General features: G+C 39.2%; 10 protein-coding genes. 4 read left to right on the top strand and 6 right to left on the bottom strand.

Annotation, left to right across the window (positions count from 1 at the left end; all coding sequences use genetic code 11):
• Positions 1 to 57 precede the first annotated feature (57 nt).
• Entirely contained in the window at positions 58 to 1977 is a 1920-nt protein-coding gene (locus LZD48_RS13930) for a heavy metal translocating P-type ATPase (protein ID WP_235763332.1), read from the bottom strand.
• Between the two features lie 401 nt (positions 1978 to 2378).
• Positions 2379 to 3584, bottom strand: a complete 1206-nt coding sequence (locus LZD48_RS13925) for a murein hydrolase activator EnvC family protein (RefSeq protein WP_235763331.1) — start codon at positions 3582 to 3584, stop codon at positions 2379 to 2381.
• Positions 3585 to 3959: 375 nt separating this feature from the next.
• On the opposite strand from LZD48_RS13925, the gene LZD48_RS13920 reads away from it, so the two are divergent.
• Complete coding sequence (locus LZD48_RS13920; RefSeq protein ID WP_235763330.1) at positions 3960 to 4559, top strand: class I SAM-dependent methyltransferase; 600 nt, start codon at positions 3960 to 3962, stop codon at positions 4557 to 4559.
• A 337-nt stretch (positions 4560 to 4896) separates the two neighbouring features.
• On the opposite strand, the gene tnpB is transcribed toward LZD48_RS13920, so the two are convergent.
• From tnpB to LZD48_RS13905, 3 genes are all read right to left on the bottom strand, one after another.
• Entirely contained in the window at positions 4897 to 6042 is a 1146-nt protein-coding gene (gene tnpB / locus LZD48_RS13915) for an IS200/IS605 family element RNA-guided endonuclease TnpB (RefSeq protein ID WP_235763329.1), read from the bottom strand.
• Positions 6043 to 6515: 473 nt separating this feature from the next.
• A complete protein-coding gene (locus LZD48_RS13910) occupies positions 6516 to 7484 on the bottom strand; it encodes a C45 family autoproteolytic acyltransferase/hydrolase (protein ID WP_235763328.1) in 969 nt (322 codons plus the stop codon).
• A gap of 43 nt (positions 7485 to 7527) precedes the next feature.
• Entirely contained in the window at positions 7528 to 8115 is a 588-nt protein-coding gene (locus LZD48_RS13905) for a MerR family transcriptional regulator (RefSeq protein WP_235763327.1), read from the bottom strand.
• Between the two features lie 192 nt (positions 8116 to 8307).
• On the opposite strand from LZD48_RS13905, the gene LZD48_RS13900 reads away from it, so the two are divergent.
• Positions 8308 to 8979 (top strand): phosphatase PAP2 family protein, encoded by a 672-nt coding sequence (locus LZD48_RS13900; protein WP_235763326.1) that lies wholly within the window; start codon positions 8308 to 8310, stop codon positions 8977 to 8979.
• Positions 8980 to 9008: 29 nt separating this feature from the next.
• Here LZD48_RS13900 and LZD48_RS13895 read toward each other — a convergent pair whose 3' ends face one another.
• Positions 9009 to 10277 (bottom strand): OFA family MFS transporter, encoded by a 1269-nt coding sequence (locus LZD48_RS13895; RefSeq protein ID WP_235763325.1) that lies wholly within the window; start codon positions 10275 to 10277, stop codon positions 9009 to 9011.
• A 392-nt stretch (positions 10278 to 10669) separates the two neighbouring features.
• On the opposite strand from LZD48_RS13895, the gene licT reads away from it, so the two are divergent.
• Positions 10670 to 11518 (top strand): BglG family transcription antiterminator LicT, encoded by an 849-nt coding sequence (gene licT, locus LZD48_RS13890; protein WP_235763324.1) that lies wholly within the window; start codon positions 10670 to 10672, stop codon positions 11516 to 11518.
• A gap of 123 nt (positions 11519 to 11641) precedes the next feature.
• Positions 11642 to 13519, top strand: a complete 1878-nt coding sequence (locus LZD48_RS13885; RefSeq protein WP_235763323.1) for a beta-glucoside-specific PTS transporter subunit IIABC — start codon at positions 11642 to 11644, stop codon at positions 13517 to 13519.
• Positions 13520 to 13544 lie beyond the last annotated feature (25 nt).

Genomic DNA, 13544 nt, shown 5'->3' with positions numbered 1-13544 from the left:
TTTTTAAAAATTGACGGCGGTCAAGTTTTCCTTACCTTTTACATTCTTTTAACATGTTTAGGTAGCGTTTTTCGTTTTAGCCATACTCGCATTCGTTTCTGCTATTGTTTCTGTTTCCGTTTTGTTGCCTCTTAAATGGTAGCGGAGGAGTCGCATACCATTAAAGATGACAACCAAGATACTTGCTTCATGAACCAACATTCCAATCGACATGTTCATCCAGTTACTGAACAGTAAGGCAGCTAGTAAGATAGCTACAACGCCGACTGCAATGATAATGTTTTGCTTCATATTTCTTGCAGTTGACTTTGTTAATCCTAATGCATGTGGCAAGCGGCTGAAGTCAGAGTTCATTAAGACGACATCCGATGTTTCAATTGCTACGTCTGTTCCACTTCCCATGGCAATCCCAATATCCGCTAAAGCAAGTGATGGACTGTCGTTCACACCGTCGCCGACAAAGGCAACGATTTCACCTTCTGCTTGCAGATTTTCAATATAAGCTGACTTTTCTTCTGGTAACATATGGCCATGTGCTTCCGTTAGACCGAGTTCACGGGCAACTAAATCAACGGTTCCCTGGTTATCTCCGGAAAGGACGACAAGGTTTTTTACGCCAAGTTTCTTCAAGGCTTGCAGATCTTGTTTCACACCTGGGCGGATTTGGTCCCGAATACCCATCAGAACTTTTAATTCTCCATCGACCGTTGTAAGGACAAGGGAGTTTCCGTTTTGTTCAAAACGTTCGACGTCTTTTCGAGCTTTATCATTTAATACTACATTCTCTTGTTCCATTAAAGCGACGTTACCAACTGCAATGCGGTGACCGTTCACTTTTGCAACAATCCCGCCGCCTTTTACTACTTCGGTTTCTTCTACCGTGGAGAATTCCGTCTCCCCAATATCCTGCAGAACTGCTTTTGCTAATGGGTGGTCGGATTCCCGTTCCACACTAGCCAAGTATCCGAGTACTTCTTTTGTATTCTTTCCGTAAAACTCTTTTTCCGCAACTTCCGGGTTGCCGATCGTCAATGTACCTGTTTTATCAAAGACAATCGTGTCGACCTTACTAAAGTCATTGATGACTTCACTACCTTTTAAGAGTACCCCATTACGGGCACCATTTCCGATACCGGAAACATTGGATACAGGGACACCGATGACGAGGGCTCCAGGACATCCTAAAACAAGAACGGTAATGGCAAGTTCAACGTTATTTGTGAATAACCAAACAATAATACCTAGAACTAAAACAGCTGGTGTATAGTATTTGGAGAATCGATCTATAAAACGTTCTGCTGCTGACTTTGAGTCTTGCGCTTCTTCTACCAGTTCAATGATTTGACCAAATGTTGTATCTTCCCCAACACGATCAGCTTGGATTTGGATTGTTCCGTTTTCTAAGATGGTCCCGGCAAAAACTTCTGAACCGTTTGCTTTACTTACTGGAATAGACTCACCAGTAATACTTGCTTCATTAATATGACCTTCACCAGTTAATACCGTTCCGTCTACTGGCACTTTGGCACCCGTTTTTACTAAGAGGATATCGCCTTCATCTACTTCATCCACGTCGACTTCTTCAAATTCCCCATCTTCCATTTGTTTCCATGCACTTTCCGGTGCTAATTCAGTTAATTCTTTGATTGCTGAGCGTGTTTTGTTCAACGTGCGCTGCTCCAAGTAAGCGCCGAATAGGAATAAAAATGTAACAATCGCTGACTCCTCATAATTTTGAATTAGTATCGCTCCAACAACGGCGATGGTAACTAATACATCAATACTGACGACCTTTACTTTTAACGCCTGGTACGCTTGGATTGCGATTGGTGCGATTCCAAGAATAGAGGCAATGATGAGTGACACATTGAAAAGGATTGTATTGTCTAAACCAAATCGACCATAGAATCCAAGGACAATTAAAATAGCACTGACCAACGTGATTTGATTTTTTTTCCCTAAAATATATCTCTGCATATTGCTTTCCTCCACATTTATTTTTTTGTATTAGCTTTTAATGTTAACTCTAGTATAGGACGTCACTTAATAATAGTAATTGACGGGCGTCAAAATTTTGATTTCTTTTTGTTCTTGTCTTGTGTTTTTGCTAAGGCTTTATAATAAATGGAAAATCAAGCAATTAAATTGACGGAGGTCAAGATACCCACCCTTCACATAAGATAAACATGGATTCACGTTTCTCGGATAGTAAGTGGTGCTGTCAACGACCGGTTGAGACAGATGTTAGATTGCTTTGAGTAATGACGTGTACTGCCAACCATTTTATGAAAACTAAACGTGCGAAATTTGAGTAATTAAACACCAAAAAAGCCGGTCTCCTACTTTGGAAACCAGCTTTCAATCTATTTTGTGTAAATTTAATTCAGGTAATTCATCGGATCCTGCAGGGCACCATTCTTATATACTTCAAAATGTAAATGAATACCTGTCGAGTTACCAGTGCTACCCATAATACCGATTACGGTTCCTGTACTTACTTGTTGTCCAACCGACACATTAATAGACGATAAATGTCCATAGATTGTTTTTAATCCGCCACTATGCTCAATCTCTACTCTATTGCCAAGACCACCAGCAGAGCCTGCTTTCGTGACTACCCCGTCAGCAGCAGCTAAAATATTATGATTGCTTGGTCTTGCGATATCAATTCCATTATGCATTCTTCCCCAGCGCGGTCCAACATAACTGGAGATATATCCTCCCACGGCAGGCCATGCAAGATAACCGCCACTTGAACCAACACTATCTGAAGCAACTTTAGTGTCCGGTGCTGGCTGAGTTTTCGTTACCGGCTTTGTAAGTGCCGCCATATTTTCCTTCACATCTTTTTCAAGTGCTGCAAGTTTATTGTCTTCAAGTTTTAATTCTTCCACTTTAGCAACAAGTTTTTCTTCTTTTTCTTTTAAGTTCGCTTGTTTTACTTTTGTCTCTTTTTCTTGGTCTTCAATTAATGCTTGCATTCCTTCTAACTCTTGTTTCAAATCTTTTAACTCATCAAGTTTAACAACAACTTCATCTTGCTTTTCTTCTACTATTGCTTTATCCGCTTCAATTTGTTCCATCAATGTAACATCAGAGTCTGTAATCTTATTTATTGCACTTACACGGCTAATGAAATCCCCAAAACTTTGCGAACCGAACAATACTTCTAAGTATGAGATATCTCCGCCACTTTTCTGGTAAGCAACCGCCCGTTCTTTTAAGATGTCGAAACGCTGTTCAATTGCTTCTTCCAGTTCAGCAATTTCCTCTTCTAGTAAGTCTATCTCTTCTTGGGTGTGCGCAATATCTTCTTCATTCTTCTTCATAGAGGCTTTGTTTTCTTCAAGTGCTTTCTGTATTCGGCTAACTTCGACATTCATTTCTTCTAATTCAATTAGAATATCAGCTACTTCTGATTCCGCTTCAGAAAGGTCCGCTTTTAAATCTTTTCGATCCTGTTGCAGCTCTGTTTCCTTATCCTTTAGATCTTCTAATGAGTCTGCAGATGCCGTCGTACCAAAAAATACACTACCAAAACCGACCACTGCCATCGTGGCCATTGTTACTATTTTTCTTTTCAACTTCTCGTTCCCCATTTCATTCAAATTCATTATTATACAAACTATATTTAACGTTATCTATGATAAAATCCACCGTCGTGAAATTTTGATGTTTTCTTTCGATAATCTATGGGTAATATAGCACGTTTTGATTTCGCAGAAGTTAATACAATATTACAGTTGTATATCAAAATTCGACATAATATTGCATCATTTGTAATAGTTCTTTAGTTTTCTTACTGACCAGTATGCTTTAAATGCTGTTAACTTGCTCCTTGTTCAGCTTATTAGTAGAATGAGAGGTTGGTAGACTGATAAGTGAAAATTGATTCAGTCGAGGGATTACAGACCGTTAATGCGTAATAAATTTTTAAGAGATGGAGTGAAGTTGTAAGATTGCTGGAAAGAAAATTTGATGAAATGCTTCAAGTTAAGACTAAAGGACTAAGAGAATGGCGTAAACAGACTGATGAATATAATCGATATGAAGCAACACCATACGCCGCTCTTGAAAAGTTATTCCGCTCGTATAAATTAAAACCCAATGACCATGTAGTTGACTTTGGCAGCGGAAGGGGCAGGGTGTCCTTTTACATCCACCATCATTTCGATGTGACTGTAACAGGCGTAGAAATGAATGATCTCACTTTCGAGGAATCACAGATAAATAAGGCATTATATACACGAAAAAACAAACATCTAAAAGCACCAATACACTTTGAATTTGGACTTGCCGAACATTACGAAATCAAACCTGAAGATAATGTGTTTTATTTTTTCAACCCCTTTTCAGTAGCGATATTCAAGCAGGTGGTCGAAAATATTCTACAATCCACGAAAGAACATGAGCGCTCCGTGGACATCATCTTCTATTATCCCCTTCCGGAATTTAAAAAGTTCCTTAAAAAAGAAACGCCTTTCCGATTAATTAACAAAGTAAAAGCGTATAAACAACATGGGAAACATGGAAAGTTCCTGATCTATCGTTTGGATTAGCCCGTTATCCAGAGTCTGGCTTCATTGCTGAATGAATGCCAGACGTTTTTTTGTTTCGGAAAAATTCAGGAATCGCTAAACTACCCGAACACCCATGAACGTTACTCGTTCGGGGGCTTAGATATTATCAAAGACCGATTACTCTGTAGTTTAAATTCGAATCGTGCCAAGCATCACGAACCAGCTGTGCTATTATTAACTAAAATTGAACCTCTCATGACTAAAGTCACAAGATTCTTGGGAAGAGAGTATACTTGATGAATAGTGACATACACCATCATCAGCGGTTTCTCTTATTGACCAAGCTAGCCTCGAAGTACCTGCGGTTGTTTTTGCTTTAACTTAAATTCTGAGCATGTAATCTTAGCCCTTCCTTTAGGATATTTTTACTTGCGTTGATATCACGGTCATGATGGGCTTGACACTTAGGACAAGTCCATTCACGAATGTGGAGTGGCTTCTTGCCGTCTTGATGGCTACAGGCTGAGCAAAGTTGACTGGTTGGAAACCATCTGTTTATCTTGATGATTGCACGACTATGCCATTCCGCCTTATACTTTAATTTCGCTATAAACTTAGACCATGATACGTCCGAAATACTTTTTGCTAACTTACGATTACGTAACATCCCTTTGATGTTTAAGTCTTCGATACAGATCACATCGTGGTTTTTAATGATTTCTGTACTTAACTTATTTAAAAAATCGTTACGCTGATTGACAACTTTTTCATATAAGCGAGCTACTTTTCTTTTTTGCTTTTGATAGTTTTTTGCTTCGGATAATATAGTGCCATTTTCTTTAGCGACTAGAGCACGTCTAGATAGCTTTCGCTGCTCCCGTTTTAGTTTCTTTTCCATTTTTGAGGTTAAGCGATTGTTGTCTATTTTACGACCATCCGAAAGAATGGCAAAATTAGTAACTCCTAGATCGATACCAATAGGAACAATCTTTTTATCTAATACTTCTATCTTTTCTTCACAAAGAATGGATACAAAATAATTGCCACTGGCATGTTTACGAATGGTTGCATTTAAAATACGCCCTTTTAGTTCTCGGCTTTTAGCACATTTAACAAGTCCCAGCTTTGGTAATTTGATGCATTTCCCTTTTAATTCAATATTATTATTCCCATTTTTAGTCTTGTAGCTTTGGATAGGATGGTTTTTACTTTTAAATACAGGTTTATTATTTTGTTTCTTAAGGAAACGAGAGAAGGAATCAGCGAGGTTTCTAATGGAGGATTGGAGAGCTATGCTATCCACATCTTTTAACCAATGTGTAGCTTCTGCCTGCTTCATTTTTGGAAGCATTGCTGAACAAGCGTTGTAAGATAAGCCTTTTTTATTTTTAGCATATTCTTCATTCCAAAGGGCAAGAAAGTGATTATATACAAACCTGGAACAACCGATTGTTTTAGCAATTAAAACCTGCTGTTTTTTATTTGGATAGATGCGAAATTTATATGCTTTATGTCTTAACACTACACTCACCTCCCTTTACTTATCAGTAAACAGAACATTCGTTCCTGTGTAAATATAAAAAGTCCGGAAGCGTCAAAACAAATCAATTTACTCATGACTGAATGAAGTCACGAGTGTTCTTGATTTATTTATAAACTTTTAATTGAGTTATTGTACCGTGATTTATACTGTAGTCAGAGAAGGGCGGGGGAGTCATGACAGAAGAAATTAAAATTCTCACTGTAGAAGTAGATTATGAAATTGCTCGGATTATGCGTGATCATTTGGTGAGAGAAGTTACGCTACTCACTTCTATTACAAGATCCTAGTGTAGATGAAGAAGAAATCTTAAAGTGGACAGAGAATATGGTACTAAGCTCGGAAGAATAGCCGAATAAAATAGAAGTAGTGCCTAGTATCAAGATATGCTAGGCACTACTAGCATTAGAATCAACTTATGCTCCTTTACTTCATACAAATCCAAGCCTGCACTCCTAATAGCGAATCGAATATTTCGTTGGTTTAGCATTACCACCGATCCCCACTGTTATTTCCAAGTCTTTTGGAGAATAAATGACCGTATGCAACGTTCCAAAAAATTCATCATAATTATGGGAAAATAGGGGTGAATCCTCCCTATTGAAATGATCATACCATTCCGCTATAGCAGGATTTTTCTGAAGTAGATCGTTTACATACGTTTGACGGGCGGTAGACCCCTGCAACTGTATTTTACTACCATTTTTAATCTGTAGCGATTCGGATTCAAAATGGTTGGTGCACACAAGAGGTACAGCTTCTGTAATGATTTGTTTATCTGGCGTCGCCTCCACTTTGATGCTTCTACCACTTCGGTCTGTAATGGAATAGTTGTAACAATAACCATGGGGAATGCGTTGGATTAAGGTCGTTGCCTCTTCTATATCGGCACACTGTTCCAATAACATTCTGACAATCGTTGTCGAAATAAATCCCTCTGCCCGCTCCTCATTATTGACAAAATGCAAACCAACAACTAGACCCTTTTCATTCATTCCATCCAATCGACCGATAATTTGCTGACTGAAGCCTACACTTCTGTAACCATTCGTTGGGTTTGTAAATACAAGTCTTGCATCATACAATTGCGGACTAAAGTCATAATTACGGATGTACATTCCATTTGTTACTAAACTCGTGCATCCCATCTTAGGTAATACAACATCATAGCCACTAAATAGAAGTGCCATATCCATATCCACCTCTAGCCCATCTGCAAGACCTTTTATTTCCGCCAGCAAGTTGGGAGAAAACTTTCTTAATAGTCGTTCAGCTTTTCGTATATTCGGAGTTTCGTTTACTTTCCATAGTTGTTTCATTTGTTCCAATAGGGAAGTCTGCTTGATCTCTTTCCCTTGCATTTTTCCAACTTGAAAATAGTCACCTTGCAAATCTACCACTTTCACTGCCAACTTTTTATTCATTCATTATAGCTCCTCTTATGAAAATATTTGATCATCATTCTAATTACTTTTTAAACAACCTTGTGAAAATCCTCGTTCTCTCTTTCGTGCTGACACTTTCCCTCTTCTTCTCCTGCATGTCATTCATCGCTTTCATTAAGTACTCATCCCGCTTCCGTTCATAATCCCTTTGCTCCTTCTCCTGTTCATCCATCTGTTCACTTGGAAAGCTATGCTGCTGTAATAGTAGCTCTTCATACCCATTCATCCGCTCATGCATATGATGCAGCATCGCTAACAACTGTTGATTCTGTTCCCCCAAATTCTGTAGCTCCTCCATCATCTCTTTATGAATTGGGGGCTCGTTTACCAAAGACTCTTCTGTTTCCGCTCTTTTCGCCGGTACATGAGAATCAGCTGTATCATCTAACAAGTGCTTCACCTGTCCATGCTGATGACCTTGTTCTAATAAGGAGCGGATTTCCTTTATCGTTGCAAACGAACTTTCATGGATGAGATATGCCTTTTTCTCACCTCTTTTTATAGTCAAGAAATCTCTGTACTGTCTTGCATATCTTCTTACTGTTTCTGGAGGTATATTCACTTGTTCGGAGACACTCGCAACCGGAAACCATTTATTATCACTGTTCATGATACCCATCCTCCATTCATGTCTATTTAATCTGTTACTTATATCAATACAACTTTTCAATCGTTAATTCCTTCTTGATTATCCATCTTTTCATCGTAAAAATTCGACAAATTATGTACCTAAGATTCATTTGGCAGACACCCCCGCAAATGGTATACTAATCCTTTATCCAATTAGAAAGCAGGCATACTTATGACTCTATCGGCATCAAAACAAACAACAATTATCATTAGCAGTTTCGTGCTATTCTTGCTCCTTGCGATATTCAGAGAGCAGTTTATACATATGGACGAAGCCATCTATGCATGGCTGACAGCATACGAATCATCAGGTATCTTTTCAATAATGGAGGGTCTTACAGATATTGGATCCGGTGAAATGATTTTAATTATTACTTTCATTATCGCAGCTATTCTTGCGTTCAAACGGCTGTGGAGCTATGCCTTATTTTCACTTGTTGTTACATTCGGTGGCCTTTTCATCAATTTAGCTTTAAAAAGGACGATTCAGCGCGGCAGACCTGGAGAATCAAGAGACCTGGAAGTGTTCGGCCATTCGCTTGATGTGACTTCTTATAGTTTTCCAAGTGGTCACTCGATGCGGATTGTTCTTCTATCTCTTCTATTAATCTTTCTAGCTGTTCATTTCGTAAAATCACGCACGTGGAAAGCAAGCATGGTTATCTTATTAATTGTCCTGCCCGTACTTGTGTGTCTAAGCCGGATTATGATTGGCTTGCATTATTTCACAGATGTCTTAGCGGCTACATTTGCTGCGATTTTTTGGTTTCAGATTTGTTACTTTTTCTTTAATAGAAAACTCTTTTCTAAAACAAAAGAACAGCAAAAAAGGATGCCCGTCTAACCGAGGCATCCATCTTCATCTACATACATTTAACTCGCCGTAACCTCTTCCTCATGTTTCGTCTTCTTACTATCCAACTGCACCTGTTCAGGCTTCACTACGAAAATACTAATCAATGCCCCAATAGAAAACATCGCCATCACGACATACAGCACCGCATCAAACGACCCTGTCTTTTCCAGCACAAAGGCACTTAATTGATTACCCGTAAGCCCGGCAAACGCCCATGCCGACAAGGTTAATCCATGAACAGTAGATATACTATCTAACCCGAACCTGTCTGATAACAATGGTGGTAAGGATGAGAATCCACCGCCATAACCTGCATTCACAATACAAAGAACAGCAATAACCAGGATTGAGATTGAATGATTCATCGCATCCATCCCGACTGCTAGTAAAATAATGGCAATCGATGAAGCATAAATGATTTTATAAATGGAATTCCTGTCCTTCACCCGGTCTCCCCAAGCGGAAAAGACAATCCTGCCCCCGGCATTAAATACCGCGGTTAACGAACTAACTAGACCAATCGCACCGAAACTGATGAAAGCTAACATTCCTTTTTCCTGTGCAATCAGGGCAAGTCCCGCTGTAATATTGATATAAAACATGAGCCAAATTCCGATAAATGTTTTATTTGTCAACACTTTTATATAACGGAATCCCTCAGTCTGTGCGCTTTCTTTTTCATATCCTGCTGGTTTCTTTAATGCAAGATGCCCGATAACCATCATCACGAAATAAATACCTGCCAAAATATAAAACATCATGTAAATGTTTGTAGGATTCACAAGCAGGCCTTCATCTGTCCTTGCTCCAAGTAACTTTTCCATTAACGGACTTGCTATCACCTTTGCTAAGCCAAAGCCTGCCACCGCAAGCCCCGTCGCTAAACCTTTCTGTTCCTGAAACCATAGCATTAATGTTTTTACCGGAGTTAAATATCCGATACCAAGGCCAATTCCCATCACAATTCCGTAAGAAAAGTAAATACCGAACAAGGACTTTTCATAAATAAAGAAACCTGTCCCAACCATTCCTGCAACAAAAAACAATGCGGAAAGCAATGATGATTTATGGATATCTTTTTCAACTAATTTCCCGCCAAAAGCCGCCGATATCCCAAGAACAAAAATGGCTAAACTAAATGCCCACTCCACCTCACCGACAGATTTTCCAATAAAGACGGCAATATCTGCTTTAAATAATGACCAACAATACACCGTACCGATGCTGCAATGAATGAGTAATGCCGGAAGTACAGCACGAAACCATTTGTTATTAAAAATATCCACCTCTAACCTCCGTTCACAAATTCGCCTCAGAAATAAAAGGCGTATGTTTGAATTACTTAACAACTCTATGTTTGTGTTTTAGTTAATAAAAATCAAAAAATGTTATTATTTATATAAATAATACACAATTTACGAACATTATCAGGTTTAGTATATATCATTATCCGGAATAAATAAACAGCTATTTTGTCAAAATCTCAATCATCTACTGTAATAAAGAAAACGGTAAACTCTACCACTTGCATTAGAAAGCGCAAACACCTATAATGGAAATAGTTCTAGGATTGTTACTGGCTAGCAGGCAAAACCTGAACGAGTTAGAATAAGGGGCGAAGTGTCCCCATTTCAACTTGTTCGGGTTTTTTAATACTTCATTTAGGACAGTGATCACTGTGAAAATAAAGAAAGTATTTAATAACAATGTCGCCTTGACAGAAGATGCGAACCAGACTGAAATGGTTGTTATGGGTAAAGGTCTTGCGTTTCAAAAGAAAATTGGCGACACGATTGATATGGAAAAAATAGAAAAGACGTTTGTCGTACCTTCGCAAGGTTTCACGGATAAGTTCTCTGCCTTACTCGATGAAATTCCGCATGAGATCCTTGTCATATCAAGAGATATTGTCGATATTGCGATGAAAGAACTGCAGACTGATTTAAATGATTCGCTCTACCTATCGCTTGCAGATCATATCGACTTTGCCATTACCCGAACGAAGGAAGGACTTCCAATTAAAAATCCGCTCGCTTGGGAAGTGCGGAAGTTTTACCGAAAAGAGTACGATATTGCACGAAACGTTCTTGACCTAATTGAGGAAAGAATGGGGATTCGTCTCCCTGAGGACGAGGCGGCATCGATTGCACTCCATCTATTCAATGCCAAACAAGGTGACACTGGAATGGAAGAAACGATGACAATGACGCAAATCGTTACGGACATTACAGACATTGTGAAATATCATTTTGGGATTGAATTTGATATGGATTCGATGAATTACAGCAGATTTATTACGCATTTACGCTATTTTGCTTATCGGATGCTGCGAAAAGAGCTCCATAAAGATGATCGAGAAAGCAGCTTGTTTGAACAAGTAAAAAGCGAATATCCTGAAGCATATGCGTGTACACAGAAAGTCCAAGCTTATTTAAATAGACAATATGGAGTGGAAATGACGAAGGATGAAGCAACTTATTTCATGATTCATATCCATCGCGTCTCCCACCGAGAAAAAAATAATTAACAGTCAGGATTGTTACTGGTTAGGCAGGCAAAACCTGGGAAAGATACATAAGTAGACTAATTTTAAGTCGATTTATGTATCTTTCCCAGGTTTTTATTTTTGAAAAAATAAGGAGTGAATATCGTGGACAATAAACAATTAGCAGAAAAAATCATTGAACATGTCGGGGGTGAAGAAAATGTAAACTCTCTCGTACACTGCGCGACGAGGTTGCGCTTTACACTTGCTGATTCCCAGAAGGCGGATAACAAAGCGCTACAGGAAATTCCGGACGTCCTGACCGTCGTAGAAAAAGGTGGCCAATACCAGGTCGTTGTCGGAAATAAAGTGGGTAAAGTTTATACAGAAATTATGAAACATCACAACATCCAAGCTGGAGATACGGAGAAAACGGATGGTGGAGATGATCAGGAAAAAGCCGGTGTGGTCTCTAAGATATTTAAATATATTTCCGGAACCCTAACACCGCTTATTCCAGCCTTAGCAGGTGCCGGGATGATCAAAGCACTGCTTGCCGTCCTTTCCATGTTGAATTGGATTAATGCGGAAGGCACTACATATGCAGTACTCGATGCGGCATCAGGTGGTCTATTTTACTTCTTGCCTATCTTCATCGGTATTTCGGCTGCGAGGCATTTAAATGCCAATCCTTTTGTCGGTGGTACCATTGCCGCTGGGTTAATGGCGCCTAGCTTTACAGCCCTTATGGAGTACGCGGGTGATGTAGACTTCCTAGGAATCCCGCTCATCGTTTCCGATTATTCATCGACAGTTTTTCCGCTTTTACTAGCGATGGCCATCTATGCGCCTCTTGAACGACTGATCAAAAGGTATACACCAGATACGATTCAATTATTCTTTGTGCCAATGATCGGGATTTTAGTTATGGTGCCTTTAACCGCACTCGTATTTGGCCCGTTTGGTGAGTACTTAAGTGCAGGTATTGCAGCTGGAGTTCTATGGTTATCCGACTTTTCAGCCATCCTGACAGGACTTATTATCGCAAGTGCTTGGCCATTCCTCGTTATTCTAGGAATACACTGGGGCGTTGTACCAATCATGATTGATAACTTCGATGTCGGAGATATTATTAATCCAATCACAGGAGCAGCGGTATTTGCTCAGATCGGGATTGCCTTTGGTATTTTCCTCCGTTCCAGACAGAATAAAGACTTACGATCTTTATCCCTTGCAGCAACATTATCTGGATTGTTCGCCGGAGTTACAGAGCCCGCTCTCTATGGCTTGATTTTAAGATACCGTAGACTAATGCCGCTCGTATTAATTTCCGGTGCTGTCGGCGGAATCATTGTTGCGCTATTTAATGTCAAGCTCTATACCTTTGTATTTAACAGTATATTTTCTATCCCGGCTTATTCACCGATGGTTGGTTACGCAATAGGGATTGGAACTGCCTTTGCAATCGGAACTATATTAGCATTTATCTTCGGTACAGAAGGTAAAAAGAAAGAAGTAGAAACAGAAGAAACAAAAGAAGAAATGAAAATGGAAGAAACGCCTGCAATTACCGAGAAGGAAGAAAAAGGAAGAGTAACGTTAACTACTCCATTAGCAGGGGAAATGATTCCATTAGAAGATGTGGACGACCCAGTATTCTCAAGCGGAGCAATGGGTAAAGGTGTTGGAGTTGAACCGAGCGATGGCGTTGTTGTCGCACCATTTGACGGGAAAGTAGTTACCCTCTTCCCCACGAAACATGCGATTGGCTTAGAAAGTGAGGACGGTGTAGAAGTATTAATTCACATTGGCCTTGACACAGTTCAATTGGATGGAAAACACTTTGAAGCGCATGTTGACGCAGAAGCAACAATTAAAAAGGGACAGAAGTTAATTTCCTTTGATATTGAAGGAATTAAAAATGAGGGTTACCAAACGACAACTCCTGTCATTATTACGAATACAGCTGATTATTTAGATATTATTCCAGAAAAATCAAGATATGTTGGGTTAGATGATGACATATTAACTGTCGTGAAATAACTTTAAGAGACGACAGCTAATTATA

Origin of the sequence: Oceanobacillus alkalisoli, assembly GCF_021556485.1 — a bacterium.
Taxonomy (GTDB): Bacteria; Bacillota; Bacilli; order Bacillales; family Amphibacillaceae; genus Oceanobacillus; species Oceanobacillus alkalisoli.
This window is presented reverse-complemented; position numbering and strand designations above follow the sequence as displayed.